The following is a 26,801-nucleotide window of genomic DNA, read 5'->3' on the forward strand; positions in this document are numbered from 1 at the left end:
CCTGCATCATTTTTCTCACAAAACGTACGCTGAGATTCACTCAGCGTACGTTTTGTGAGAAAAATGCGCTTAACTACTGCTGGCTGAACTCGGCGAGCGAGTAGGTCACGTTGTAGAGCGGCAGAACGGTCTGGTTCAGGTCGAATGGGAAGCCCTTCACACCCTTGGCTGTAACCGTGGTGATGCGGTAGTTGAACAGCCAGTCGGCCGGCGCATCCTCGGAGATGAGCTTGGCGGCTTCGGCGAACTTGGCGTCACGTTCCTTATCGGTGGTGGCTGCCACGCCCTCGTTGTAGAGTTTCTGCACCTCGGCATTGTCATAGCCGAAGTAGTAGGTCGGGTCGGCCCAGGAGTAGAAGTCGTGGCTTTCGTTGTGATCCACCAGCGAGATATCGAAGTCATGGTTGGTGTACACGTCCTGCAGCCAGGTGGAGAATTCCACCACGTTGACCTTCAGATCGATGCCGATCGGCTTCAGCTGCGAGCGCAGCTGGTCGCCAAGCTCGGTGCCGTAGATGTTGGCGTAGGTGAGGCTCAGCTCCAGAGGATTGCTTTCGGAATATCCAGCCTCGGCCATCAGCGACTTGGCCTTGGCCTGATCGTATGGGTAGAGCTTGGTCAAATCCTCGTAACCCGGGTCGAGGGACGGAATCGGGCCGCCGAGCGCCTTGTCCGCACCACCGCGGGAGGCGATGATCTCCTTGTGATTGATGGCGTAGCGAATGGCCTGGCGGATGCGCTTATCAGCGAGCTTGGAACCGGAGGCATTGTTGAAGCCGAGCACATACTTATCGGTACCGTTACCGGCCTTAACCGTGTAGTTGGACGAGTCGGACTTGAACGGTCCGGCGAGGGTCTCGGTGATCGGAGCGAGCACCTGCACGTCACCGGACTTCAGCGCATTCACGGCAGCATTGTCGTCAGCCAAATACTTGATGACGATGGTCGGCGTCTTGGCCTTATTCTTGCCCCAGTACTTCTCGTTGGCCTTGAGTGTAATCGAATCATTCTCAACGAACTTGGCCACAGTGTATGGGCCGGAGCCCACGGCCTGGGTCTTCAAGTCATACTTGGCATCCTTGTCGAATACCAAGCCGGAGCGGCCTGTCAGGGTCCACAGCAGGTTCGAGTTCGGGGTTTTCAGCGTCATGACCACGGTGTCAGCATCCTTCGCCTCCACTTTGCTCACTGCGGCGAGCGCATCGGCATCATGATATTGCTTGGCGATGAGCTCGTTGATGGACCAGGCAACATCCTCGGCATCCAGTTTGTCGCCATTGGAGAAGGTCATGTTCTTGTTGAGGTGGAACGTGTAGGTCAGGCCGTCCTTGGATTCCTCCCAGCTGGAAGCAAGGCCTGGCGCCACCTGGTTCTTGGAGTCGCGGGCCACAATGCCTTCGTACACATTGCCGATCAGCACCTGATCCAATGCGGAACCTGCGGTGTTGCGAATATCAAGGTTGGTGGGAGCCAGTTTGAGGCCGATGGTCACGGTGTCCGCATACTGATTGCTGGCGGATGCGTCCGCGGAATCATCCTTCTTGTCGTAAGCCAAAGTGATACCAATGACCACAGCACATGCCACGATGACGGCGATCAGGGAAATCAGCCACCATTTCGGACCGTTCTTCTTCGGATTCTTGGCACGCGCCGCCAAGCTTGCGTCCGTGGTTGCGCCGCTTGCTGCGTGCACACCATTGTCTTGAGACATAGTTCTTCCTCTGTAATCCTTTATGCAATTATTCGTTGAAATCGGTTGGCCGCCCAAGCCGGGTCGACCACCGAAGCTCAATCATAGGCGTGGGTGCGTAGAAGGTGCGCCGAATATGCGTAGAATGAGGCCGTGAAATCCATCTCAACGCTGGAGGGTTATCATGCTGGTCGCCGTTGATATCGGCAATACGAATATTGTGATCGGTTTTTTGGATGGCGGCTCAGGCCTCACCAATATGGGCACGTACCGCATCACGTCGAAGGCCAACCATACATCCGACGAGTATGGCTTGTTCCTGACCGAATTTCTGCATATGAGCGGATTTACGCCTCAGGATGTGGATGATGTGGTGATCTGTTCGGTGGTGCCGAAAGTCATGCATTCCTTCCGCTCGTCGATTATCAAGTTCCTCGATATCGAGCCGATGGTGATCGGCCCGGGCATCAAAACCGGCATGAATGTGCGCGTGGACGATCCGAAGTCACTGGGCGCAGACATTCTGGCGGATTGCGCCGGTGCCTATAACGAATACGGCGGCCCGGTTTTGGTGGCTGATTTCGGCACGGCGACTACGTTTACGCATGTGAGCGAAAACGGAGTCATCGATTCCGGTGTGATCACCACCGGTATCCGTACGGGTGCCGCGGCTCTCTGGGGCGATACCGCTCAGCTTCCGGAAGTGGAAATCACCCGACCGTCTACGATTCTGGGCACCAATACCAAGGTGTGCATGCAGGCCGGTCTCTATTACACGTTCCTGGGCGGCGTGGAGCGCACGATTCAGCAGTTCCGCAAGGAGCTTGGCGGCGAGGATTTCAAGGTCATCGCCACCGGAGGCTTGGGCCGTGTGTTCGCTGATGACACCGATCTAATCGACGTATACGATCCGGACCTGATTTTCAAGGGCATGGCGCACATCTACGCGCGCAACGTGCGTTAGTTGGCCGCTACCTGATGGTGAAGCCCTGGTTGTAGCCGTATTCCTTCAGGTCCTTCTGCCATTGGGTGAGTCCGTTTTCCAAACTGATTTTTTTACCTGGGTCCTCTAACGGCTGCAACAGGTTGCCGTTCTCGTCTTTCAGCCCCATGTCGATGGCGGCTTGACGGCGTTGATAGGCCTGGAAACTGCTGGCCCAGCTGTAGGCCTTACCCACAGTGGATTCAAAATCACTGCGCGCATAGACTTCGAACGGCAGATACTGGTAGCCAACGGACACATCCTCCGCCGCTTCAGACAGCACGCGGTTGAATTTCTGCCCGCCGAAATACGGGATTTCGATGCCGCTTTCGTTGGTGATGGTGGTCTTATCCAGGAATTCCTTGGAATTGAGCGTGGCATAGTCAGCGGGGAATGCGCCGCCTGCCACGCGTGCGCTGATGCCTTGCACATCATGGGTCACAAAATCCACAAAACGGTAAGCCGCATCCGGTTTGCGAGTGAGCTGAAGCACTGCGAGCGCCGACCCTCCGCTTTCCGCATTGGTGGGATTGCCGTCATAGGTAGGCATAGTCGTCACGCGCCACAGGCCGGCCGCTCCCGGCACATTGGCCAACAGCAGGGACGGCATCCATGCACCCATGAACACCGAGGCTATGGTGCCATTGCCCACGCGGCTCTTCCACCGCTCGGACCATGTGGCCGATGTGGTATCCACCAGGCCTTCGTCAATCATCTTCTGCCAGAATGCGGTGAAGCGTTGCGTACCAGCATCGTGGTCGAGATCGATGGTCACGGTTCTGCCATCCGCCGACGTATGGAAGGGTTGGCCGCCAGCAAGCCAGACCATGGCGTCATAGAAACTGCCGTCGCCGGAGTCGGCGGCGATGTACGCGCCTATGTCTTTCAGCTTCTTGGCCGCCTCGTAATAATCATCCCAAGTCTTGATCTGAGCGGCGTCAACGCCGGCCTGTTCGAAAATGTCGCTGTTATAGAAGAAGCCCATCGGCCCGGAATCCATCGGCAGACCGTACGTGCGGCCGGCAAGTTGTACGGACGACCATGTGCCGAGGGTGAAGAAGTTCGCATAATCGGAACCGATGCGATCGGTCAGGTCCAGCAACTGTCCGGAAACCTCATACTGTGGCAGTGCATAGTATTCGATTTGCGCCACATCCGGAGTGCCATAACCATCCTGAATAGCGGTGTTGAGATTGTTATAGCCGGAGATGTTCGTCCAATTGACTTTGATATCCGGATTAGCCTTCTCGAATCGGCTGATGACCTTGCCCATGCTGGGCTCCCAGCTCCACACCGTAATCTGGGTGCGATTATCCTGTGTGGCTTGCCCGCATGAGGCCAGAGAGACGGAGAGGACAGCTGCCACCACCGCAGTTGCCATTCTTCGGATTCGCCGGTCAATCAAACTCATAGTGCCGAGTCTACTAGTATGCCGGTGCGCGATGTTTCCTCATCCATGACCTATACCGCGGATTCCCGAAAAATCCGGTAAGGCGTTGGTGGCAACACAGAAAAGACAATGACAATAAATGGCAATACAAGAAAAAGCCCCAAGCACATAGCGCTCGGGGCTTTTGCAGTCAGTTATGAAGTTATGGATGGAAGCGTGAAGCTTACTTCACAGTGAAGCCCTGATCCTTGCCGTAATCCTGCAGGGCCTTCTGCCAAGCGGCAACACCATCAGAGAGCTTCTGGTCGCCGGTGTAGGACTTGCCGACGTAGTCGCCGAAGATGGTGCGAGCCTTGACTTCGAACGGCAGGAACTGGTAGTCGGAGGACACGTTCTCAGCAGCCTGAGCAAGGACCTCGTTGTACTTCTGACCACCGAAGTAGTCAACATCCTGACCATCGGAGTTCTTCACGGTGGTGGCGTTCTTGAAGGAATCGGATTCCATGGAAGCCTTGTCGGCCGGGAATGCGCCGCCAGCCACACGGGTGGCCACGCCATCGCCGTGGTTAGCGTACTCGATGAACTTGTAGGCAGCTTCAGCCTTCTTGGAGGAAGATAGCACAGCCAGCGAAGAACCACCGTTCTCGGAGTTGGTTGCGGAACCGTCAGCGGTCGGCATCTGGGTCACACGCCACTTGCCAGCGCCACCGGCAGCGGAGTTAGCAAGGTTTGCAGGCATCCAAGCACCGGTGAGCAGGGAGGCGATGGTGCCGTCGACCATGCCCTTGAACCAATCCTCGGACCAGCCGGCGGTCTTGGTGTCGAGCAGGCCTTCGTCCAGCATCTTCTGCCAGAACTCGTTGAACTTCTGCACGTTCTCGTCACCGGTCAGGTTGATGGTGACCTCGGAACCATCGGAGGAGGTCTTGAACGGCTGGCCGCCGGCAAGCCAGGTCATGGAGTCGTAGAAGCCAGCGTCGCCGGTATCGGAAGTGATGTAGTAGTTGTCGCCGAGGGCGTGAATCTTCTTGGCGGCCTCGTAGTAGTCGTCCCAGGTCTTGATCTGGGTGGCGTCAACGCCGGCCTTGTCGAAGACTTCCTTGTTGTAGAAGAAGGCCATTGGGCCGGAATCCATCGGCAGGCCGTAGACCTTGCCGCTGAACTGCACGGAAGCCCACGGGCCAGGGGTGTAGAAGTCCTTGAAGCCGGAGGTCTTGTCGGTGATGTCCAGCAAGTTGCCCTTGATGGCGTACTGCGGGATGGCGTAGTACTCGACCTGGGCCACATCCGGAGCGCCGTTGCCGGCCTCGATGGCGTTATCGAGCTGAGTGTATTCCTTGGTGTTGGTGCCGACGTTCTTGAGGTCGACCTTGATGCCGGTCTTCTTCGTGAAGTCCTTGGCAACCTGGGTCAGCGTGGGCTCCCAAGCCCACACGGTGATTTCCTGCACATCCTTTTCCTGCTCAGGCTGAGAACCAGCGCTGTCGGAACCGCAGGCAGCGACGGAAGCCAGCATGGCAACGGCACCGGTGAGAGCGATGGCCTTCTTGGCGGTAGTGAACTTCATCGTTCTGTTCTCCTTCCTCGAATCGTCCAGAACGATCCAAATATGTTTGTCGTTCGCAATCATTGCTTGCGGTTGATTCAAACTCCTTGGAATTCTCCTCAACCTCGAGAAGTGGCTCCTCTCGCCATTTCCAAAACTATGATTGCGATAACATTTATCAGTATACACACGTGTCCGGCATTGGCAAATGATTATGCCCGGCGTGTTATCGCAAACAATTGTGTTATTCCGCCGATGCCGCAACACAAAACAACGAAACGGGGCCTCGCCAAGCATATTGCCCAGCGAGACCCCGCATGGATTTTTGCTGTAAGCGTTACCGTGTTACAGCTTCACCACCAGCACACCGTTCGGCTGGATGGCGGCCGTATGCTCGGATTCGTTGACCTGAGCCAGCGATGCAACTAATGGCTCGCCTGCCACATCCACCACGGCAACATCGTGCGTGCGGTTGAATAGGAACACGAAGTGGTTCTCGTCGGCGGCATCGGCACGTTCGATGCGCAGCACTTCGCCACGATCATCTTCCGCCGGCGTATCGATGCCGAACTCCTCGAGCAGTGCCGGCAGAGACTTGGCCAAGCCTTCGCGACCCAGTCGGGCACCAATGTATGCCGCCTTGCCGTCACCGTATTCGTTGACGGTAATGGCAGGAGCGCCATCGAAGCCGGTCCACTTATCAGCCTTGAAGGATGCCACCACATGGGCGGTCGGCGCAACCGAAGTGATCACGTCGGCGAAATCATGCGCCACGGTGCCATTGGTCAAATCAAGATGGTCCATGGTGCCTGGGAAGTCGTTGCCCATGGCAGCGAACTCCTCCACACGCACACCCACCACGTCTCGGATGGAGCCGGGGTATCCGCCAAGCCAGACGTGATCCTTCTCGTCCACCAAGCCGGTGTAGTAGGTCACGAACAGCTTGCCACCGTTCGCCACATATTCGCGTACGCGGCGTGAGGTTTCCTCGGAAAGAATGGCCAGGCTTGGCAGCACCACAGCCTCATACTCGTCCCAGGGGCCGCGGACCGGCACCACGTCGGCGGTGAGACCGTTGTCCGCAAGCGCACGGAACCATGCGAGCGGCTCGGTCCAATGGCGTACCTCCTGAGTAGGCGTGGCGGTATGTTCCGTAGCCCACTGGGACTCGTAATCGAACACGACGGCGACCTTGGACTTGACTAGGGTCGTATCCAGCAGGCCTTCGTCGGCGAGTTTGTTCAAATCAGCACCCAGCTCGCACACGTCGCGGAAGATCTGGGAATCCGGGCCCGCGTGCGGCACCATCGAGGAGTGCCACTTCTCGGCGCCGGCCTTGGATTGACGCCACTGGAAGTAGCAGATGGCGTCGGCGCCCATGGCCAGGTGAGCGAGCGAATCACGCACCAGCTCGCCTGGCTCCACACGGTAGTTAATCGGACGCCAGTTGACGGCCGAGGTGGAGTGCTCCATCAGGAACCACGGCTTCTTGCGGGCGATGCCGTCGCATAGGGAGGCCGAGTAGGCGAGCTCATCGAAGTGCACTTCGCCCGGGGTGAAGTAGTGGTCGTTGGACACGAAGTCGACGTCGTAGCCCCACTTGTCGTAGTCAAGACCGGTACCGCCGGCGGACACCATGAAGTTGGTGGTCTGCGGCTTGCCGGGCGTGATTTCAAGCAATGCGTCACGCTCAGCACGGTAGAAGTCCTGCAACGCATCAGAGCTGAAGCGTTTCCAGTCGAGCAGCTTGCCCGGGTTCATGAAGTTGCCGTCGCCGATGAAACGCGGCGGGATGATCTCGGAGAAGTTGTTCATGCGTTGCGCCCAGAAGGCGGTGCCCCATGCATCATTGACGGCATCGATGGTGCCATACTTCTTCTCACACCACCTCTGGAAGGCGCGTTCGGCGTCTTCGGAGTAGTCGAAGCGGTTGTGGCAACCGTATTCGTTGCTTACATGCCAGGAAACCACGTATGGGTTGTCTTTGTAGTGCTCGGCCATTTTGCGGCACAGGTTGAGCGCATAGTCGAGGAAGACCGGACTGGTGGCGCGCCAATGCTGGCGGGCGCCAGGCTGGCAGACGTCGCCACGGTAGTCCACCCACAGAATCTCCGGATGTGCTTGGGTGAGCCACATCGGCGGGGATGCGGTACCGGTGGCGAGGTCCACGGCGATGCCGGCCTTGCCGAGCTTGTCGATGACTCGATCGAGCCAGTCGAAATCGTAAACACCTTCCTCCGGCTCAAGCTTGGCCCAGGAGAAAATGGCTACGGAGACCAGATTGACTCCGGCTTTTTTCATCAGTTCGATGTCTTCATCCCAGACTTCCTCGGGCCACTGGTCGGGGTTGTAGTCGCCGCCATACCAGATGCGCGGGCTTTTGCCGGCAAGAGGCTGCGGCCAGTTGAATTTCCTGTGTTCCATAATTATTCATTCCTTACGTGTTCGCCTATTTATCGACAGTGATAAAAAGGGCCGATGAATCGAAGCCAATTCGGCTCATCGGCCCCTGTATTAGGCGTAGAGATCAGGTGGCACCTGAACAATGGTTGTCAAAGCAGTCGCTTTCACAATCATTATTCCTTGACGGCGCCTGCGGCGAGGCCGGATTGCCAGTACTTCTGCAGGCACAGGAAGGCGATGACCAAGGGGATGATCGTGATAAGGGAGCCGGTGATCACCAGGTTCTGGATGGCCTGGCCGCCGGCCGTGCTGGCTTGGTCCTTCCACTGGTTCAGGCCGATGGTCAATGGGTACCAGTCGGCGTCCTTCAGCATGATCAACGGCAGGAAGTAGTTGTTCCAGGTCGCCACGATCGTGAACAGGGCGGTGGTGACGATGCCGGGGGCCAAGAGGGGCAGGCTGATGGTCCAGAACGTGCGGAACTCGGACGCGCCGTCCACGCGCGCCGCCTCGAGCAGTTCGGTGGGCACGGCCTGCTCGCTGAAGATCCACATCAAGTACAGGCCGAACGGGCTGATCAGCGACGGGATGATCATGGCCCACGGCGTGTTCGTCAGACCGAGCTTGGCGAACAGGAGGAACTGCGGGACCGCCAGGGCGATGCCCGGCACGCTGATGGAGCCGATGATCACCGCGAACACGGCCTTGCGGCCCGGGAAACGGAACTTCGCCAACGCGTAGCCGCCCATGATCGCCAGGAGGGTCGCGCCGCCGGCGCCGACGACCACGTAGATCAGCGTGTTGACCAGCCAACGGCCGAAGATCCCGTTCTGATACGTGAACACGGTGACGATGTTGTCCCACAGGGCGAACGTCTTGCCGAAGCCCAAACCGAACGTGCTGGTGAAGTCGGCCTGGGTCTTGGTGGCGTTGATCGCCAGGTAGACGAACGGGAACAGGCAGTAGACCGCGAAGATCGCGCACAGGATCGTCATCAGCGTGCTGCGGCGCGGGTTGTTCACGTTCGCGAACCCGGCCTTCTCGCTGCGCTTCCTCTCGGCCGCCTCGTCACGGGCGATCCTCTTCTGACGCTCCCTCTCGGCCCTCCTGGCCGCCTTCTCCTGAGCCCTCAACTCCGCCTCAGTCAAACGGGCACTCGTTGCTGCACTCATCAGATACGCTCCTTCACAATCACAGTCTCAGTCATTCCATCAATCAACGTCAGGCGCGTCACTTCATCTGCTCCTTCATGCTGTTGAGCTGGACCGCGTAGGCGATGGCCATGGTGATCACGGCCATGACGATGGCCAGGGCCGCGGCGTAGTTCGACTGGTTACCGGAGAACGACAGGTTGTACGCGTACATGTTCGGCGTGTAATACGTGGTGATCGCATTGCCCGGCACCATGTTCTGCAAAATGGAAGGCTCATTGAACAACTGGAACGAACCGATGATCGAGAAGATCACCGTGATCGCCAGCGACCCCTTCAACTCCGGCAACTTGATCGACTTGACGATCTGCCACTCGGAAGCGCCATCGATCGAAGCCGCCTCATACAGCGAATGCGGAATCGTGGACAGCGAGCTGTAGAAGATCAGCATGTTATAGCCGGTGAACTCCCACGTGTTGATGTTGCCAATCGCGGCCAACAGCACCGAAGGCTTCAACACGTCGATGTTCGTACCGAAGAAGTCATTGAACGAGCCGACCAGGCCGTACTTGGCGCCGTAGACGAAGCCCCAGATCAACGTGGATACCACGGCGGGCACCGCGTAAGGCAGGAATGTGCTGATGCGGAAGAACTTCGTGCCGTGCAGCTTCATGGAGTCGATAGCCAACGCCATGGCGGCGGCGAGGAACAGCATGATTGGCACCTGCACCACCGTGAACAAAGCCACACGGCCTACCGAGCTCCAGAACTGCTGATCGACCAGCAGACGGGAGTAATTCTCAAGTCCCACGAACTTCGTGCCGCCGATCATCTGCTTCTTGAAGAAGCTGATATAGATGGCGTACACGATCGGGATGATGAACACGAACACGAACACCACCGCAAAAGGCCACATGAACTTCCATCCACGCCAATCCGCCTTATGCTTATTCACACGCACCTCGCCTGCCTTCACAGGTTCAGCAGCGATACCAGCTGAAGCCATTCCAACCCCTCTCCTTCGAAGGTTGATAAAAATGTTTGCGTTACCATCATAACACTGTTTATCACATTGTCCATTCGTGTCTTAATTCAGGGATTTTCGCCATGTTTGATATAATGGTCACGAAAACAATGATGTTATCGTTACCGTCTTGTTCGATGATGAATGGCATTATTCGTGAGAGAACAGTTGTAGTTGAAGTGTCGACCGGGGGTCACCATGTCGAGAGCATCACAAGTCTCCATGCAGGATGTAGCTAAAGCCGCAGGAGTATCCCCCCAAACCGTATCCCGCGTGGCCAACGGCAGTGACGCCGTAAAGTCGGAAACCCGCCAGCGCGTGGAAGCAGCCATGCAGAAGCTCGGCTATCGGCCGAATTATGCGGCGCGAGCCTTGAAGCGTGGCAAATTCCAGGACATCGGCGTGGTGATGTTCAATACCGCATCCTTCGGCAACTCCCGCATTCTCGACGCCATCATTTCCTCCGCCGCCGATGACGATTACTCCGTAACCATTCAGACCATGCGTCATGGTTCCGAACGAACCTTGGCCGCCGCTATCGAACGCATGCAGCAACAGCCAGTGGACGGCGTCATCGTGGTGCTAGAGGAGCGTATCTCCGATTTCATCGGGTACAAACCGCCAAAAGAGTTGCCGGTTGTATTGATTTGCGAAGCCGCAGCCGACCACTGCCCCACTGTGTACGCCGATCAGTATGGATGCTCCACTGCCATCGTGGATTATCTGATGAGCAAGGGGCATAAAACCGTCTATCATATCGCTGGCCCCGCCACTTCCCGCGCCGCCGAATCCCGTGCACGAGGCTGGCGCGAAGCGCTTGAGCAGATGGGTGCACCTGTACCAAGCATGTATATCGGCGATTGGTGCGCGGATTCCGGTTATCAGGCAGGTGTGGCGCTGGCTCATAATCCTGATTGCACGGCGATTTATGCCGCCAACGATCAGATGGCGTATGGGGCGATTCTCGGCTTGCAGTCCGCAGGCAAGCGGGTCCCTGAAGATGTCAGTGTAGTGGGTGTGGATGATTCGCTTGTGGACATGGTCCCGAGACTGAATCTCACTACCATGCGCATGCGTTTCGATGATATTGGCGCAACCGCTTTTTCGATGATTCGCCGCCAATGCGAAGGCGACAGGGTGCCCACCGGCATCAAAACCGTAATCCCCACCGAGCTCATCGAACGCGGTTCCGTGCGCGACATCAACTAAGTAGCATCAACTGAGCGGCATGCGGGATGTGTATTCGCGCAGGTTGCCGGTGATGGGATCAGTGAAGGTCAATGTGCGTGCGACCAGTGCCAACGGCTGGCTGAAATCGTCATAGGGACGGTTTTGGATGCGTGGATAGTAGTTATCGCCGACGATGGGTAACCCCAACGAGTTCATGTGCACTCGCAGCTGATGCGTTTTGCCGGTGTGTGGATGCAAGGTGTAGCGGCAAACCAGTGGCTCCCCTGGAACCTGAGCGGCTCGGACGAGCTGATTATCGACTGTGAGCGAACCACGCTCGATCAGCGTTTCGGCATTGACCGCTCCCGGTTCTTCATAGGCGGTCATGATGCCACGCACCTTGGTGATGTGCGAGCGACGCAATAGCGGGAACGGTCGAGGCGATTCCAAAGGCACGACCGTGCCAAATCGAGGGTTTGCAATAGGACGGCACGGTGCCAGGCACTCATATACCTTAACTGCCTGTTTGTTCTGGAACAGCATCTGATAGGCTCCGCGGCACGACTTGTCGCGCACGAACACGAGTATGCCGGCAGTCATGCGATCCAATCGGTGCGCGGGAATGATATCCGGCTCACCGTACTGTTCGCGCAGCCGAATCAGCGCTGTTTCGCGATACCACATGCCGCGCGGCATAGTGGCAAGGAAATGCGGCTTATCAACCACGATAAGCCGCTCATCCTCATACAGCACATCCAAATCGAACGGAATATGAGGCTCCTCAGTCACAAATCGATGTGGCCGCGGCATTACCTTTACTCCACAGTGACGGACTTGGCGAGATTGCGAGGCTTGTCCACGTCGTAGCCCTTGAGCTTAGCCATATCCATGGCGAACAGCTGTAGCGGCACCACGTCCACGAGCGGGCTCATCAGCGTCGGGCAGGCCGGACGCCAGAACACCACATCCGCATAACGTTCCACATCCGGGTCGCCTTGCTCGGCAACCGCGATGATGTAGGCACCACGAGCCTTGACTTCCTCGATGCCGGAAATCACCTTGGCATGCAGCACATTGCGTCCGCGTTCAGGCGGCACAATGAACACCACCGGTTCACCTTCATCCACCAAGGCGATCGGGCCATGCTTCAATTCGCCGGCGGCAAAGCCCTCGGTGAAGGTGTAGGCGATTTCCTTCAACTTCAATGCGCCTTCCAGCGCCACCGGGTAGCCCACATGGCGGCCGAGGAACAGGAAAGAGTTCGCGTTGACCATGCGCTCGGCGGCAGCTTGAATGGCCTTGGGCTGCGTATCGAGCACCCATTGAATCTTGCGCGGCATTTCCTTCAGGGAGTCGAGCACCTGATGGATCTCGTCACGGAACATCGCGCCCTTGACCTGAGCCAGGTACAGGCCCAGCAGATAGGCGGCGGTGATCTGTGCCACGAATGCCTTGGTGGAGGCAACAGCCACTTCCGGGCCGGCATGCGTGTACAGCACGGCGTCGGATTCACGAGGGATGGAGGCACCTTGGGTATTGCAGATGGCCAGCACCTTGGAGCCCTGTTCGCGGGCGTGGCGCAACGCCATCAGCGTATCCATCGTTTCGCCGGATTGGGAGATGGCCACCACCAACGTGCGTGGGGTCAGAATCGGATCACGGTAGCGGAATTCATGCGCCAATTCGATTTCCACCGGAATACGCACCCAGTGCTCGATGGCATACTTGGCCACCTGGCCGGCGTAGCTCGCGGTACCACAGGCCACCACGATGATCTTGTCGATGGACTTGAAGTCATGTTCATCGATTCGCACTTCATCAAGAGTGATATCGCCGTTCTTATCGAAGCGGCCAAGCAACGTGCGCTGAACCGCGGCCGGATCCTCATGGATTTCCTTGTCCATGAAGGAATCCCAGCCGCCCTTCTCGGCGGCGGAGGCGTCCCAGTCCACGGTGTAGGTCTTCGGGTTGTCGATGATATTGCCGTCGAAATCGGTGACGGTGACCGAGTTGGCGGAAACGCACACTGCCTGATCCTGATCGATTTCCATGGCGTGCTTCGTGTAGGCCACGAAAGCGGCTACGTCGGAACCAAGGAAGTTCTCGCCTTCGCCCAGACCCACGACCAGCGGAGAATCATGGCGAGCGCCAACCACAATATCCGGTTGACGGCAGTCGGTGGCCAGGATAGTGAACGCGCCGTCAAGCATGCGAGCCATACGACGCATGGCCTCGAACAAATCAGGATGGCCCTTCTCCGCAATCACCTTATCGACGATTTTGCCGAGCAGCTTGGCGGCCACCTCGGTATCAGTAGCAGAGACGAAACGGTAGCCTTCTGCCTGCAAATCAAGACGCAACTGGGAGGCGTTCTCGATGATGCCATTATGGATGATGGCGACCTTGCCGTCCATGCTGGTGTGCGGGTGGGCGTTCACGTCGCTCGGTTCGCCGTTGGTGGCCCAACGGGTGTGACCGATACCCACTGTGGCCAACGGCATGGGCTTATGTTCGATGTCTTCGACCAGATTCTTCAAGCGGCCGGCCTTCTTGCGCACGGCCACCTTATCCATGCCCGGTGCGCTCAGCGCCACGCCGGCTGAATCATAACCTCGATATTCAAGACGGGCCAGGCCCTGAAGGCACACCTCAAGCGGCTTGCCGCAAGCGGTTTCAACATTTCCTGCATATCCAACAATTCCACACATAGCCCTCTACCCTAGCGGACGAATATGCCCAAAGTCGAATCAGGCCAGACGTTTTCGCATTATCAGCGCAACGCACTACTCAACAACACGCCTTGCCCCTCGGTCCGCTCCGCTGGCAGCCCCTCTCAAACGAGGGAGCCAGAAAACGGAATAACCAAGTAACTACAACATACACGTATATACAAAAAGAGCGTATAGTGGCGGCATGCATTGCGCGACCGTAAGCTTGGCCGAACGGCCTTGAGTGTGTCGAGCGATGTATGCCGCCGCTATATGCGGACGTAATCGTTATCTGAATCACAGCACGTGCTGCAAGAAGTCCTTGAACCTTGGTTCGGTGGGGTTGTCGATGATTTCGGGGCCGCCCTTTTCTACGACGACTCCCCCATCCATAAACACCACTTGATCGGCAACCTCACGGGCGAAACCAATCTCATGGGTCACACACACCATCGTCATACCTTCCTTAGCCAAGGAACGCATGACGTTCAGCACCTCACCCACCAGTTCCGGGTCGAGTGCGGAGGTAGGCTCGTCGAACAGCATGATTTCCGGCTTCATAGCCAACGCGCGGGCAATGGCCACGCGCTGCTGCTGACCGCCGGAAAGTTGGGATGGATAATAATCCAGTCGATCGCCCAGACCAACGCGCGTCAACTCGGCAACGGCCAAATCATGGGCTTCCTTCTTGGACTTATGCTGCACATGAACCGGCGCCTCCATCACGTTTTCGATGGCGGTCATGTGTGGGAACAGATTGAAGCGCTGGAACACCATGCCGAGCTTAGAGCGTTGTGCCGCGATCTCCTTGTCATTCAAGGTCTGCAGCATGTCCTGTCCGTTCTTTTCCACATGCTTGTAGCCAACAAGCTCGCCGTTGACTTCGATGGAGCCACCAGTCAGGGTTTCCAGTTGGTTGATCAGACGCAGGAACGTGGATTTGCCGGAACCGGAGGGACCCAGGATTACGGTCACAGTACCGGGCATAACAGTCAGATCAACGCCTTTGAGTACATGCAACGTGCCGAAGGCCTTATGCACCTGAGTGGCCTTGATAGCCGGAGTGGAGGCATTCATAGTTTCAGTCATGATTGTTGTACCTTCCCTCTCACGCGGTCATGCCGGTGAATGCGGCTTCGTTGAGCTTGTTCACATCATCCTTGGGTTCGCCTTCGGTCTTGCCCGGCAGCGGCGGCTGCTTGCCGCGCGTACCCATGGCGCGCGCGTCGAAGCCCTTGCCGAAGTGCTTCTCCAATCGAGACTGCAGCACCATAAGAATGGAGGTAATCAGGAGGTACCAGAAGCAGGCCACCAACAGCAGCGGAATCGGCTTGTAGATTCGGTTGGCGATGGCGTTCGTGGCGAACTGCAGTTCCAAGGTGAACGGCACTGCGGTGACCAGGGAGGTGGTCTTCAACATGCCGATGGTCTCGTTGCCGGTGGGCGGAATGATGATGCGCATGGCCTGAGGCAGCACGATGCGGCGCATAATCAACGTGCGATTCATACCCAAGGCTTCTGCGGCTTCGGTCTGTCCTGGATCAACGGCTTCAAGACCGGCGCGCACGATTTCGGAAAGATAGGCCGCTTCGTTCAATGCCAAACCGATCCATGCGGCGTTGAACGCGGTGACCACCACGTTGGAATCAATGCTCCAGAATTCGACCGAGGTGAATGGAATACCGAGGCTGAGCTTGGGGATCAACACGGAGAACAAACCCCAGAAGATCAGCTGCGTATACACAGGGGTTCCACGGAAGAACCAAATGAAGAACCAGCTGACACCGCGCAACACCGGATTGATGGACTTGCGCATAATGGCCAGGATCACGGAAAGAATGATGGCCACCACCATGGAGATCACGGTGAGCTCAAGCGTATAGCGAATACCTTCGAGCACATTCTCATTGAACAGGTATTTCCAGACCGTGGGCCAATCCAATCGCGGATTGGTGATCATGCCCTGGATAAGCATTGCGGCGAGCAACGCCACAATCACTGCGGCCACAATGGGCCCTGGGCGCTTTACCGGTAGGGCTTTGATGCGGTTGGGGATATCGAGTCCTTCGCCGTCAACTACTTTCTTCGCCATGGTCATTCCTTGTGTATGTTGAAGTCGCCTTGCACGACTTGTAAGAACTATCGTTGCACCTTAACGCATGAATGGGGCGCTTGTGTTACGTGCAACATAAGCGCCCCATTCTTTATACAGGGTGAACTCCCCTTGAGTTCAGCTTGAGTTCAGTCCGGCCCGGTCAGCCGAACAGGCCGAGCGAACTGCCCTCACTCGACGTTCGGATTGACTTCAGCCTTGGTCAGAGCGCCGGACTCAACGCCCCAGTGCTTCAGAATCTTACCGTAAGTACCGTCATCCATCAGCTTCTGCATAGCCTTCTGCACGGCTTCAGTGGTGCCGGTGTCACCCTTCTTGATGGCGATGGCGTTCGGCACGGAGTCGAAGTCCTTGCCGAGCTGCTCAAGCTGACCGTCGGTCTGGGCGATGGCGTAGCCGACCACCGGGGAGTCGGCGAAGAACACATCGGCCTTACCGGTCACCACCGCAGTGGTGGCGTCGGTCTGCTGCTTGGAGGACTGGATGGTGATGTCCTTCTTGCCATCGGCCTTGCACTGCTTGGCGGTTTCATTGATGGCGTCCTCTTCCACCGTGCCGGTTTCCACGGCCACATTCAGGCCGCACAAATCGCTGGCGTCAACCTTGTTCGGGTTGCCCTTGGCCACGGCGTAGGCCATGCCGGAAGTGAAATAGGAGACGAAATCAACCGATTCCATGCGTTCCTTGGTGATAGTGAATGCCGCGATGCCGAGATCGTACTTGGAGCCGATGGCCGGGATGATGGTATCGAAGTTGGAGGAGACGATTTCAGTCTTGAGGCCGAACACATTGCCCAAAGCGTGAGCCAGATCCATGTCATAACCAATCTGGGTCTTGCCGTCGGCGTCGAGGAATTCAGCCGGAGCATAGGAGGGGTTCGTACCGATGGTCAGCTTGCCGTCCTTGGCCACGGATTCAGGCAGCAAAGCGGCGATGGCATCATCCTTCTTGACGGAGCTCACATCGTAGCTGGTGATGGTCTTGGTCTCACCGGAACCGGAACCGGAATCAGAGCCGGAGGTGGCTTCATCGGTGGTGCCGCAAGCGGCGGCGGTGAACAGCATGGCTGCGCTCAGAACGGCGGCGGCAATGGTCTTCAGCTTCTTGGACTGCATAGTACTTCTCTTCTTCTCTTGGGCGACCGGCCTTGATTGGCTGGCCGTCATCAATCATTAGGTATAGTTATACACTAACATGCATACATATACGATTTGGTTGGCATGGCGCAGCAGCGGCGCCCATATCACTCGGATACGGCAGGGTTGATTTCAGCCTTATCGACGGCTCCGGAGGAGACGCCCCAGGTATCGAGAATCTTCTTGTAGGTGCCATCATCCATCAGCTTCTGCACGGCCTTCTGCACGGCTTCAGCAGTGGCGGAATCGCCCTTCTTGATGGCCACGGCTTCCGGGGTCACGCCAGTGTCGTCGCCAAGAGCGGCCAACGTATCCCCGGTCTGTTCGATGGCGTAACCGGCCACCGGAGAATCAGCATAGAAGATAGACGCCTTGCCGGAAGCCACAGCCGTGGTCACATCGGTCTGCAGTTTGGAGGATTGAACATCGATCTCAGGCTTGCCGTCGGCCTTGCACTGGTCATTGGCGGCATTGATCTCTTCCTCCTGAGTGGTGCCGGTTTGCACGGCCACCTTGACACCGCACAGGTTGGAGGTATCTACCTTGTCCGGGTTGCCCTTCTTGGTCACCCAAGTGGACCCCGCCTTGAAGTAGGTGACGAAATCGACGGCGTCCAAGCGCTCCTTGGTCACCGTGAAGGAAGAAATACCGATATCGTACTTGGAGCCGACGGATGGAATAATCGAATCGAACGTGGAGGAAACGGTCTTCTCCTTGAGCCCGAACACGGCGGCCAGCGCCTTAGACAAATCGACGTCGAAGCCAACTGGTGTCTTGCCGTCCTCCGCCAGGAACTCCGCTGGAGCATACGAGGTATCGGTGCCGACCGTCAAAGTGCCGTCTCCGGCAACGGAATCAGGTAGCAGCGCGGCGATGGCGTCGTCCTTCTTGATGCTGCTGGTATCGAAGCCCTGCGTGCTGGACTTGCTGGACGAATCGGAACCGCTGGTGGAAGCAGTATCCGCATTGTCGCTGGTGCCGCATGCGGCGACCGCAATCAACATTGCCGCGCTTACGGCGGCGGCAGCCATGGATTTCATTCCCTTGCTTAGAGACATTGGATTTCCTCTCTCCGTATAGTCGGCTGGGCGGGTATATTTCCCAGTTGGCTCCAGAGAGTAAGTTCGCAATGCTACAAGGCGGTTAATAATGCGAGATACTGCTCACGTTGTGGACATCGTTGGACCGAAGACAGCATAATAAAAAAGCTCTTCTCAACACAGAGAAGAGCTGATTGCATAACAAGCCAAGCCTAGTGACGCATGTTGGCATAGCGCATGGCACGCAATGCTTCGCGCTTGTCCTGTTCCTCGCGCAATGCCTGACGCTTGTCGAATTCCTTCTTGCCTCGGGCCAATGCGATGGAGGCCTTGACTCGGCCATCCTTGAAATACAGGCTGAGCGGCACGATCGTGTATCCCTTGGCTTCGATGCCGCGGGCCAGCTTGGTGATCTGCTGACGATGCAGCAGCAGCTTGCGCTTGCGCTTGGGGGCGTGATTATTCCAAGTACCGTTCAGGTATTCGGGAATATTGGCGCCTTCCAGCCACATCTCACCACGACGATCGATGGATATGAACGCTTCGGATAGCGAAGCACGACCTTCCCTCAGCGACTTCACTTCGGTGCCAGTCAGCGCGATTCCGGCCTCATACTTGTCTTCGATGGCATAGTCATGCCGAGCTTTTTTGTTTTGCACAATCAGCTTCTCACCGGTTTCCTTGGCCATAGCTTCCCTCCTTCCATTCAATAATCCCCCTCCTGTTGAGGAGGGGGAATCATCATAACGCAATCGCAGGCCATAATAGGACCGGCCTGCTTGTCCCATCAGTGCACATACCAGTACGCGCTGGCGTTAGGCAGAGTGCGCGAGCTAACAACAAACGGGCCCATGACGTTCATCTCGGAAATCGTCACCGTGTTGCCGGATACCGCTTCCACCACGGCCACATGGCCATAGGTGCCATCAGCGCCCGCAACCCCTGGCGGGAAGGACAGCGCCGCACCTACCTGGGGAACGTGATCGACACGCAGACCATATCGAGGCGCGTTGAGGTACCATTCACCACCGTTATGGAGGTAGGAGGGGGTGCCAATGCCCATCGCTTTACGCCGGTTGTATGCATACCACGTGCACTGACCCGCAACATACATATTGCCGACATCGCCATTCGATGTGCCCTGACCGGTGCTACTGCCCGCAGAGCTGCTGCCGCCGCCTGAAACAGTGCCACCACCAGTACTGCCGCCAGAGACAGTGCCACCACTGCTCTGCTGCTGTCCATTGCTCACCTGACCACCAGCAGCAGCCTGTTCCTGAATATACTGCTGGTTATAGGAGTCCACTCGTGACGCCAGCAGAACGCTCTGCGCCGCCTGAGCCGCCTGCTGATCTTTCAAATCGGAGACCATGGAGGTCAGTTCGTTTCGACGCTGCTCGCCTTCCTGACGCAGCTGTTCAAGAGCGTCACGCTCATTCTGCGCGTTTTCGGCAGCAGTCTGCGCCGCGGCGGACTTCTGATCGGCCTGGGTCTTCAGCGTGGCAATCTGCTTCTCGATGGCGGCAAGACGTTCTCCACGGTTCTTAGATGTGTTGAGATCACTTGCGGCCAATGATGCGGCGTTGGCTTCGTTGCGAGACAATGCGTCGCGGGACTGCATGGAATTCACGAAGTCCTGCGTGCTGCTGGCACCAGTGACCACGCTCATGACCTCCGAAGTATTGGAGCCATGCATGCTATCTCGGGCAATCTGGGCAACGGCGGCATGAGCATCGTCATAGTCCTTGCCGGTCTGCTCAATCTGCTTTTCGAGGTTTTCCTTATCTTTTTGTGCGGCCTCGAGGCGTTGCGCCGCGGCCTCGGCTTCGTCCTGGGCCGTAGCCGCATCGGCATTGGCCTGCGTGACCTTATCCTGGGCGGCGACGATCTTGTTATTGGTCAGATCATCAAGCTCGACGATTTTGTTGGCAAGCTCAGTACTGACACCGGCCAACTGCGCTTTCAGCTGTGACTCACGCGCCACGGATGCCGCATGCTGATTTTGCGCATTGACCAAATTGGAATAGGTGTTCGCCTCGGCGGACTGCACGGGAGCCAGCACAAATCCGGCCACGCAGCACACACCCGCCGTCAACGCTGCCAATGCGGGCTTTATTGTGTTCGTCGTCTTATTCATAGACGAATAATCCTTTCCATTGCCATACAAATGCACACCATAACATGCGAATCTGAGAATGCCGGTGGCGCTCCGGCAAACTTATGCTCTCAGATAACGTCTCAACGAGATGGTGGAGGCAATGACCGATAGCAATATCGCGCCTAATATCAGGAATGGGGAGATCATCAGCACTGTGAGCTGATTCACATACGGAATCCAGGTAACGGATTGGGCCAACCATCCGGTGATAAACACACGCACGATCACCGAAAGCATCAGGCATGAAAGCACCGAGCCCAGTAAGGATGCAATGGCGCCTTCCAAAATGAACGGCAGCCGAATGGTCCAGTTGGAGGCACCGACGTATCGCATAATCTCGGTTTCCGTGCGCCGGGACGCGGCGGACATACGAATCGTGGTTCCGGTAAGCAGAATGGCGACCAATACCATCACACCTGCCAGCACCGCCGTCACTGCGGTGGCGCGGTTCAGTACGGCGAAGACCGGATCGAAGATCTGCCGCTGATCGGTCACATCCTCCACGCCTTCCTTGCCGGAAAGCACTTCGGCCACCACCTGGTATTTCGTCGGATCCTTGAGCTTCAGCCACAGCGAATCCTGCATGTCATCGGCGGTCAGGGTGCGCCCTTGGAATTCACCGTTCGGATACTGCTTGGTGAACGTGTTGTTGTAGAAATCCTGCTTGCTGACGTAATCGATCTTAGCGACCACATCGTTGAGCTCATCGCGGATGGTCTTCTGCAGATCAGTGATCTCCTGAGCGGAAGGCGACTTACCCGAGGCGCAATTGGCGGATTGGCTGGTGCCGTCCGGGCACAGCCAGACCACGACTTCGACCTTGTCGTACCAATCGCCTTTGGCCTTGGTAATTTGCGCTTGGGTCAGCACCGATGCGCCGATGAACAGGAAGGAGATGAACGTGACCAGCATCAGCGAAAGCAGCATGGCCAGGTTTCGCCTCAGATTGGTCCAGGTTTCAGATAGAATGAATTGCGCACGCATAGCTAGCTACTCCCCCTTCTTGTCAGCGTCAGCGTTGTGCTCATCGGATGGTGCTGGCGGCACAGGAGCCGCGGATTGTTGCGCAGGCGGCACAGGGGGCGCAGGCGGTGCCGGAGGCACAAGCGAAGATGCTTCGGCTGCCGCGCTTCCGCCTTCGGCGCCGTGTGCATGTGCTGCGGTTTGACCGGCAGCTTCAGCGGAATCCGATGGTGACGATGGCGCGGGCACGCGAGGAGGTGCGAATCGGGAATCGTCACGGGCATCGGAGGATGTCACTGCTCCGTCCGCCGTATCCTTCAATGGGTCAAACGCCTGCGTTTCCTCCAACGCGGCAGCCTGCTCGTCAAGAGGCAAGCCCTTCCCCCAGGTCAACGTATCCTCAATCGGGGCAAACGTCTCGCCATAGCGGCCCGTACGGCCGGAATGCACGGAATTAGCCAGACGGGCGATACCCTCGGACTGGCCTTCGCCCACCTCAATCGCAGCGCGAGCCGGCGCGGCAATGTGATTAGCCTTATCCGAACGCGCCTCAACCTCGGCATCCGGGAAGAACAGCGCGGAATCATAGGAACCATGGGCTTCGTCGCGCACGATCTTGCCGTTGTGCAGTTCCACCACACGCTTGCGCATGGAGTTGACGATCTCCTCGTTATGCGTAGCCATGACCACAGTGGTACCGGTACGGTTGATGGAATCCAGCACTTCCATAATGCCCAGAGATGTGGTCGGATCAAGGTTTCCGGTGGGCTCGTCGGCCAACAGAATCTGCGGATGATTCACATATGCTCGGGCGATGGCCACGCGCTGCTGCTCACCACCGGAGAGCTCATGCGGATAGTTCTTTTCCTTGCCGGTCAGGCCAACCGTGTCCAGTACTTTGGGAACCAGCGACTTGATGGTCGAGCGACGAGTGCCGATCACCTCAAGTGCGAATGCCACGTTCTCCCACACCGTCTTGTTGTTCAGCAGCTTGTAGTCCTGGAACACGAAGCCCAGAGAACGGCGATACTGCGGCACCTGACGGTTGGAGATGCGGCGCAAATCGTTGCCTGCCACGCGAATCTCGCCGCTGGTGGCTTCCTCCTCGCGCAGCAGCAGGCTGAGCAACGTGGTCTTGCCGGAGCCGGACGCACCCACCAAAAACACGAAATCACCGCGTTCAATATCAAGATTGATATTGTCAAGTGCCGGACGCGTACCCTTCGGGTAGATCTTGGACACCTTGTCCAATGAGATCAATGCCATATCCGTTTCCTTTTCGTCAGATTGTGTTTTTGATGGGTGGTCTGTGCTGCGCACAGCACAGACCTTCGTTCCCGGTCTTCAGGCAGGTATTGCGCTTCTATTACTCTTCGGATTCGGCCTGGCGGCGCTGCTCGTGACGCCAGCGGATGCCGGCTTCGATGAAGCCATTGATATCGCCGTCGAACACGGCCTGCGTCTGGCTGGTTTCGTAACCGGTACGAAGATCCTTGACCATCTGGTATGGGTGCAGCACGTAGGAGCGCATCTGGTCTCCCCAGCTGGCCTTGATGTCGCCGGCGAGTTCCTTCTTCTTCTTGGCTTCCTCTTCATGGCGCAGCACCAACAGTCGGGACTGGAGCACGGCCATGGCGGAGGCGCGGTTCTGAATCTGGGAACGCTCATCCTGCATGGTCACCACAATGCCGGTGGGCAAGTGGGTGATGCGCACGGCCGAGTAGGTGGTGTTCACGCCCTGACCGCCAGGGCCGGAGGAGCAGTAGGTATCCACACGAATATCCGTATCCGGAATATCGATGTGATCGGTGGCCTCGACCAGCGGCACCACTTCGACTGCGGCGAAACTAGTCTGACGGCGGCCCTGGTTGTCGAACGGGGAGATGCGCACCAGGCGGTGGGTACCGCCTTCCACGGAGAGGCGACCATAGGCGTATGGCGCATCCACCTGGAAGGTGGCGGACTTGATGCCTGCCTCTTCGGCGTAGGAGGTGTCCATCACCTTGGCCTTGAAGCCATTACGCTCGCAGTAGCGCAGATACATGCGCAGCAGCATCTGCGCGAAGTCGGCAGCATCCACGCCACCTGCACCGGAACGAATGGTCACAACGGCGGAACGCTCGTCGTATTCGCCGTCGAGCAAGGTCTGAATCTCCATCTGGTCGAGATCCTTCTGGATCTCGCCGATTTCATTCTGGGCGTCATCGAGGGAGGCCTGATCACCTTCCTCACGACCCAGCTCGACAAGCGTCTCTACATCATCAATGCGCTGGGATGCGGAATTCAAGCGCTTTAGCTGGGATTCCGTAGCGGAAAGCTTGCTGGTCACCTTCTGCGCGTTCTCCGGATCATCCCACAGACCCGGTGCTGCAGCCTGAGCTTCAAGCTCCTTGATTTCAGCCTTGAGTCGATCCACGTCCAGCGCCTTGGCGATGGAATCATACTTGGCGCGAGCTTCGCCGATTGCTTGGGTAAAGTCAAATTCTGCCATCGTGTTTTACCTTACTGTGTATTCTTGAAAGTTCCTTAGTGCCACGTCCTTGTTGACAGCCTGTGCACATTCCGTCGCCGGATCTCGCCATTGGCGCCAATCGCCGACTTCCTGCCGCGGTGATTGCCTGTGTGCTGTTAATCGTTCGGCATCGGCCAGTGATGCTCATGATGTTTCGCTGACCGCGCATGTGAACATGTATTACACCAGTTGCAACAGGACGTGCGAACCGCAAACACGAATGCGCACAGGCAGCGTCAAAGTCCGGCGTAGATGGCCGGAATGACCAGGGAGCCGAGCATAGCCACAGCTATGACAACGCACACCACGCGCACCATAGTGCGGCGGCGGTTTTCACGCTGCTGACGACTGTCCTGATATTCACTCACGGAATCAGAAGTATAAACGAATCCTCAGACCTGTCGAGCAGCCAAATACCGCCTATCAATGCACTATCGTGTGGCTTTGGGCACAAATTTGTTCACGGCCTCGATCACGCATGACTCCGTGCCAACATCTCATTCAACGTTGACTGTAGGTTTTTGAACGAAAAACGTTTAATAACCTACAGTCAACGTTCGAACACCTACAGCCACAGCGGTCACAGCAATCACAGCAGCGACAATTTACAGTGCGAAACCGAGTTCTTCTGCTGCCTCAGTAGGCACCGGATCATTGCACCAGTAGTCCTCGAGGTTTTCATACGTGGTCAGCGACCGAATCTCCGCACGATCGATGTAGAGCTCGCCGCTCAGATGATCGGTCTCGTGCTGGAAAATACGCGCCGGCCAGCCATGCAGCTTTTCGGTATGATGCTTGCCGTCTTCGTCGTCCCATTCGGCAGTGATATCAAGCCAACGCTTGCGCACGGCCTGATAGCCGTCAAAGCTCAGGCACCCTTCATAGAAGGAGGCGGTAGCGTCACCGGCAGGCGTGTACTTCGGATTGATGATCACATGGAAGGGGAATTCGGCGATTTCGCGAGGATCGTCCTCATCGTCACGCACATGGTCTTCGACTACAGCGAGTGCCAGACCGAGACCGATTTGCGTTGCGGCCAAGCCCACACCCGGTGCTTCCAGCATCGTGGTGTGCATGGTGTCGATGAGTTTGGCCAACGTGCGCTTCGACAGTTGCCCGTTGTAGGCCATGGTCTGCTGACGCAGCACCGGCTCTCCGGCTTGCACGATAGGCAGGATCTTCTCCTTGCCACCGGTTTTAATGAGCTGCTCGACGATGCGATTGAGCTCAAGGTCGACTTTGGTGTTCTTTCCAAACATGCGGGCTTTCCTTTTGTGGACGTTCCTTTACGGAAGGGACTATTTCAGGGCGAGCTCCTCAGCCACAATCTTGGCCAGGCGCGTGCACACCTCGTCGGCGTAAGCCTGGGTAGCAGCTTCGGCCATCACGCGCACCAGCGGCTCAGTGCCGGACGGGCGCAGCAGCACACGGCCGGAATCGCCCAGCAGCTCCTCCTCGTGAGCGACAGCCTCCTGAATACGCTTGTTGGTGGAGGCGGCCTTCTTATCCACATTCGGCACATTGATCAGGGTCTGCGGCAGCTGCGGGAAGTCGGCGGCAAGTTCTTTAAGGCTCTTGCCGGACTTGACGACCTCGTTGCACAGGGTCAGTGCGGTCAGGGTACCGTCGCCAGTGGTGGCGAATTCACGGTTGATCACGTGGCCGGACTGCTCGCCGCCGAGCGAGTAATCGCCCTTGAGCATTTCCTCGAGCACATAGCGGTCACCTACGGAAGTCTCCACGGTCTTGATGCCCATTTCTTTCAGGGCGAGCTTGAGGCCCAGATTGCTCATCACGGTGACGACGAGCGTGTCGTGGTTGAGCTTGCCCTCGCGCTTCTTGGCGCGGGCCAGAATGCCCATGATCTGATCGCCGTTGACCATGTTGCCGTCTTCGTCCACGGCGAGGCAGCGGTCGGCGTCGCCGTCGAAGGCAACGCCCATCACGGCGTCGGTGGCCTTGACCATGGCCTGCAGCTGCTCGGGGTGGGTGGAACCGGCGTTCTTGTTGATGTTGTAGCCATCCGGGGATGCGTTGATCACAATCACATCGGCACCGGCGCGACGCAGGGCTTCAGGAGCCACTACGGAGGTGGCGCCGTTGGCGCAATCGGCCACAATCTTTAGACCCTTCAAAGGCTTCGGCTGGGTCTGGTCATCGTTGAGCGGCGCGATGGTGGAGACCAGGTGGTCGATGTATAGGTTGGTGGCAGTGGTCTGGTCATGGCTCACACGGCCCACTCCAGCACCAGTCGGGCGCTCCCAATCCTGACCGAGCACGGCCTCGATCTCGTCTTCCTTCTGGTCGGGCAGCTTGAAGCCGCCACGAGCGAAGAACTTGATGCCGTTATCAGGCATCGGGTTGTGGGATGCGGAGATCACGGCGCCCATTTCCACATTGAGTACGCTGGTCAGATAAGCCACACCCGGAGTCGGAATGATGCCGGCGTCGATGACGTCGAAACCGCCTGCGGACATACCTGCAGAGAGTGCAGACGCCAGAAAATCGCCAGAAACTCGGGTGTCACGGCCCACAAGCGCACGGCGGCGACCTTCAGGCTGATCATCCTTCGTGCCGGCATCGCCCAGCACACGCACGGCGGCGTCACCCAAATCGAGGGCCAGGCGCGCAGTCAAATCCTTGTTGGCAAGTCCTCGAACACCATCGGTTCCAAACATTTTCGGCATACTATTGCATCCTTCACTTGAGCGGCTTCCAGCCGTCTCGTTCTATAACGTGCACCATGGTAATCGGCTGGGCGCACTATGTCATACTGATTTGCGCAATACTGCTCAATTCGGTTGCATTTGCAGCC

The 26,801-nt window shown here is 57.4% G+C and carries 22 protein-coding genes; 2 read left to right on the forward strand and 20 right to left on the reverse strand.

Features of this window, described 5'->3' with window-relative positions:
• Positions 1-73 precede the first annotated feature (73 nt).
• A complete protein-coding gene (locus CSQ86_RS07445) occupies positions 74-1,711 on the reverse strand; it encodes an ABC transporter substrate-binding protein (RefSeq protein ID WP_100494476.1) in 1,638 nt (545 codons plus the stop codon).
• 163 nt (positions 1,712-1,874) lie between these two features.
• On the opposite strand from CSQ86_RS07445, the gene CSQ86_RS07450 reads away from it, so the two are divergent.
• Positions 1,875-2,654 carry a type III pantothenate kinase gene (locus tag CSQ86_RS07450; RefSeq protein ID WP_100494477.1) on the forward strand — a complete coding sequence of 260 codons (780 nt, stop codon included), beginning with the start codon at positions 1,875-1,877 and terminating at the stop codon, positions 2,652-2,654.
• 7 nt (positions 2,655-2,661) lie between these two features.
• On the opposite strand, the gene CSQ86_RS07455 is transcribed toward CSQ86_RS07450, so the two are convergent.
• The 5 genes from CSQ86_RS07455 to CSQ86_RS07475 all read right to left on the reverse strand — a co-directional run bounded on the left by CSQ86_RS07455 (position 2,662) and on the right by CSQ86_RS07475 (position 10,168).
• On the reverse strand, positions 2,662-4,083 hold the full coding sequence (locus tag CSQ86_RS07455; RefSeq protein ID WP_165773787.1) for an ABC transporter substrate-binding protein: 1,422 nt from the start codon (positions 4,081-4,083) through the stop codon (positions 2,662-2,664).
• A 202-nt stretch (positions 4,084-4,285) separates the two neighbouring features.
• On the reverse strand, positions 4,286-5,629 hold the full coding sequence (locus CSQ86_RS07460) for an ABC transporter substrate-binding protein (protein ID WP_100494557.1): 1,344 nt from the start codon (positions 5,627-5,629) through the stop codon (positions 4,286-4,288).
• 324 nt (positions 5,630-5,953) lie between these two features.
• A complete protein-coding gene (locus tag CSQ86_RS07465) occupies positions 5,954-8,032 on the reverse strand; it encodes a beta-galactosidase (RefSeq protein WP_100494478.1) in 2,079 nt (692 codons plus the stop codon).
• A 152-nt stretch (positions 8,033-8,184) separates the two neighbouring features.
• A complete protein-coding gene (locus CSQ86_RS07470) occupies positions 8,185-9,183 on the reverse strand; it encodes a carbohydrate ABC transporter permease (protein ID WP_100494479.1) in 999 nt (332 codons plus the stop codon).
• Positions 9,184-9,241: 58 nt separating this feature from the next.
• The gene (locus CSQ86_RS07475) at positions 9,242-10,168 is read right to left on the reverse strand and encodes a carbohydrate ABC transporter permease (RefSeq protein ID WP_100494480.1); all 927 of its coding nucleotides are present in this window, start codon (positions 10,166-10,168) and stop codon (positions 9,242-9,244) included.
• Between the two features lie 240 nt (positions 10,169-10,408).
• On the opposite strand from CSQ86_RS07475, the gene CSQ86_RS07480 reads away from it, so the two are divergent.
• Positions 10,409-11,395 carry a LacI family DNA-binding transcriptional regulator gene (locus CSQ86_RS07480; RefSeq protein ID WP_165773800.1) on the forward strand — a complete coding sequence of 329 codons (987 nt, stop codon included), beginning with the start codon at positions 10,409-10,411 and terminating at the stop codon, positions 11,393-11,395.
• Between the two features lie 6 nt (positions 11,396-11,401).
• On the opposite strand, the gene CSQ86_RS07485 is transcribed toward CSQ86_RS07480, so the two are convergent.
• From CSQ86_RS07485 to glmM, 14 genes are all read right to left on the reverse strand, one after another.
• The gene (locus CSQ86_RS07485; protein ID WP_165773788.1) at positions 11,402-12,166 is read right to left on the reverse strand and encodes a pseudouridine synthase; all 765 of its coding nucleotides are present in this window, start codon (positions 12,164-12,166) and stop codon (positions 11,402-11,404) included.
• Between the two features lie 5 nt (positions 12,167-12,171).
• Positions 12,172-14,064 (reverse strand): glutamine--fructose-6-phosphate transaminase (isomerizing), encoded by a 1,893-nt coding sequence (gene glmS, locus CSQ86_RS07490; protein ID WP_100494482.1) that lies wholly within the window; start codon positions 14,062-14,064, stop codon positions 12,172-12,174.
• Between the two features lie 297 nt (positions 14,065-14,361).
• Positions 14,362-15,153, reverse strand: a complete 792-nt coding sequence (locus CSQ86_RS07495; protein ID WP_100494483.1) for an amino acid ABC transporter ATP-binding protein — start codon at positions 15,151-15,153, stop codon at positions 14,362-14,364.
• Positions 15,154-15,172: 19 nt separating this feature from the next.
• Positions 15,173-16,156: an amino acid ABC transporter permease gene (locus CSQ86_RS07500; protein WP_033889535.1), complete on the reverse strand. Its 984-nt coding sequence runs from the start codon at positions 16,154-16,156 to the stop codon at positions 15,173-15,175.
• A gap of 191 nt (positions 16,157-16,347) precedes the next feature.
• The gene (locus CSQ86_RS07505; protein WP_100494484.1) at positions 16,348-17,292 is read right to left on the reverse strand and encodes an ABC transporter substrate-binding protein; all 945 of its coding nucleotides are present in this window, start codon (positions 17,290-17,292) and stop codon (positions 16,348-16,350) included.
• Between the two features lie 128 nt (positions 17,293-17,420).
• Entirely contained in the window at positions 17,421-18,371 is a 951-nt protein-coding gene (locus tag CSQ86_RS07510; RefSeq protein WP_165773789.1) for an ABC transporter substrate-binding protein, read from the reverse strand.
• Between the two features lie 194 nt (positions 18,372-18,565).
• Positions 18,566-19,042, reverse strand: a complete 477-nt coding sequence (gene smpB, locus CSQ86_RS07515) for an SsrA-binding protein SmpB (RefSeq protein WP_033889531.1) — start codon at positions 19,040-19,042, stop codon at positions 18,566-18,568.
• A 98-nt stretch (positions 19,043-19,140) separates the two neighbouring features.
• Positions 19,141-20,490 carry a CHAP domain-containing protein gene (locus CSQ86_RS07520; protein ID WP_100494486.1) on the reverse strand — a complete coding sequence of 450 codons (1,350 nt, stop codon included), beginning with the start codon at positions 20,488-20,490 and terminating at the stop codon, positions 19,141-19,143.
• Positions 20,491-20,571: 81 nt separating this feature from the next.
• On the reverse strand, positions 20,572-21,495 hold the full coding sequence (gene ftsX, locus CSQ86_RS07525) for a permease-like cell division protein FtsX (RefSeq protein WP_100494487.1): 924 nt from the start codon (positions 21,493-21,495) through the stop codon (positions 20,572-20,574).
• A gap of 6 nt (positions 21,496-21,501) precedes the next feature.
• Positions 21,502-22,740 (reverse strand): cell division ATP-binding protein FtsE, encoded by a 1,239-nt coding sequence (gene ftsE / locus CSQ86_RS07530; RefSeq protein ID WP_100494488.1) that lies wholly within the window; start codon positions 22,738-22,740, stop codon positions 21,502-21,504.
• A 100-nt stretch (positions 22,741-22,840) separates the two neighbouring features.
• Positions 22,841-23,965, reverse strand: a complete 1,125-nt coding sequence (prfB, locus tag CSQ86_RS07535; RefSeq protein ID WP_100494489.1) for a peptide chain release factor 2 — start codon at positions 23,963-23,965, stop codon at positions 22,841-22,843.
• Between the two features lie 257 nt (positions 23,966-24,222).
• Entirely contained in the window at positions 24,223-24,354 is a 132-nt protein-coding gene (locus CSQ86_RS10015; protein ID WP_272945240.1) for a hypothetical protein, read from the reverse strand.
• Between the two features lie 237 nt (positions 24,355-24,591).
• On the reverse strand, positions 24,592-25,245 hold the full coding sequence (locus CSQ86_RS07540; RefSeq protein ID WP_100494490.1) for a peptide deformylase: 654 nt from the start codon (positions 25,243-25,245) through the stop codon (positions 24,592-24,594).
• Positions 25,246-25,284: 39 nt separating this feature from the next.
• Positions 25,285-26,673, reverse strand: a complete 1,389-nt coding sequence (gene glmM, locus CSQ86_RS07545; protein ID WP_100494491.1) for a phosphoglucosamine mutase — start codon at positions 26,671-26,673, stop codon at positions 25,285-25,287.
• Positions 26,674-26,801 lie beyond the last annotated feature (128 nt).

This window comes from Bifidobacterium felsineum (assembly GCF_002802915.1).
GTDB lineage: Bacteria > Actinomycetota > Actinomycetes > Actinomycetales > Bifidobacteriaceae > Bifidobacterium > Bifidobacterium felsineum.

Coding starts and splice junctions, on each gene's coding strand:
- CSQ86_RS07445 (WP_100494476.1), bottom strand. CDS start 1,711: ATGTCTCAAGACAATGGTGTGCACGCAGCAAGCGGCGCAACCACGGAC.
- CSQ86_RS07470 (WP_100494479.1), bottom strand. CDS start 9,183: ATGAGTGCAGCAACGAGTGCCCGTTTGACTGAGGCGGAGTTGAGGGCT.
- CSQ86_RS07475 (WP_100494480.1), bottom strand. CDS start 10,168: ATGGCTTCAGCTGGTATCGCTGCTGAACCTGTGAAGGCAGGCGAGGTG.
- CSQ86_RS07505 (WP_100494484.1), bottom strand. CDS start 17,292: ATGCAGTCCAAGAAGCTGAAGACCATTGCCGCCGCCGTTCTGAGCGCA.
- CSQ86_RS07485 (WP_165773788.1), bottom strand. CDS start 12,166: ATGCCGCGGCCACATCGATTTGTGACTGAGGAGCCTCATATTCCGTTC.
- glmM (WP_100494491.1), bottom strand. CDS start 26,673: ATGCCGAAAATGTTTGGAACCGATGGTGTTCGAGGACTTGCCAACAAG.
- CSQ86_RS07500 (WP_033889535.1), bottom strand. CDS start 16,156: ATGGCGAAGAAAGTAGTTGACGGCGAAGGACTCGATATCCCCAACCGC.
- CSQ86_RS07520 (WP_100494486.1), bottom strand. CDS start 20,490: ATGAATAAGACGACGAACACAATAAAGCCCGCATTGGCAGCGTTGACG.
- ftsE (WP_100494488.1), bottom strand. CDS start 22,740: ATGGCATTGATCTCATTGGACAAGGTGTCCAAGATCTACCCGAAGGGT.
- CSQ86_RS07540 (WP_100494490.1), bottom strand. CDS start 25,245: ATGTTTGGAAAGAACACCAAAGTCGACCTTGAGCTCAATCGCATCGTC.
- CSQ86_RS07465 (WP_100494478.1), bottom strand. CDS start 8,032: ATGGAACACAGGAAATTCAACTGGCCGCAGCCTCTTGCCGGCAAAAGC.
- CSQ86_RS07510 (WP_165773789.1), bottom strand. CDS start 18,371: ATGTCTCTAAGCAAGGGAATGAAATCCATGGCTGCCGCCGCCGTAAGC.
- CSQ86_RS07460 (WP_100494557.1), bottom strand. CDS start 5,629: ATGAAGTTCACTACCGCCAAGAAGGCCATCGCTCTCACCGGTGCCGTT.
- CSQ86_RS07495 (WP_100494483.1), bottom strand. CDS start 15,153: ATGACTGAAACTATGAATGCCTCCACTCCGGCTATCAAGGCCACTCAG.
- smpB (WP_033889531.1), bottom strand. CDS start 19,042: ATGGCCAAGGAAACCGGTGAGAAGCTGATTGTGCAAAACAAAAAAGCT.
- ftsX (WP_100494487.1), bottom strand. CDS start 21,495: ATGCGTGCGCAATTCATTCTATCTGAAACCTGGACCAATCTGAGGCGA.
- CSQ86_RS07455 (WP_165773787.1), bottom strand. CDS start 4,083: ATGAGTTTGATTGACCGGCGAATCCGAAGAATGGCAACTGCGGTGGTG.
- glmS (WP_100494482.1), bottom strand. CDS start 14,064: ATGTGTGGAATTGTTGGATATGCAGGAAATGTTGAAACCGCTTGCGGC.
- CSQ86_RS07480 (WP_165773800.1), top strand. CDS start 10,409: ATGCAGGATGTAGCTAAAGCCGCAGGAGTATCCCCCCAAACCGTATCC.
- CSQ86_RS07450 (WP_100494477.1), top strand. CDS start 1,875: ATGCTGGTCGCCGTTGATATCGGCAATACGAATATTGTGATCGGTTTT.
- prfB (WP_100494489.1), bottom strand. CDS start 23,965: ATGGCAGAATTTGACTTTACCCAAGCAATCGGCGAAGCTCGCGCCAAG.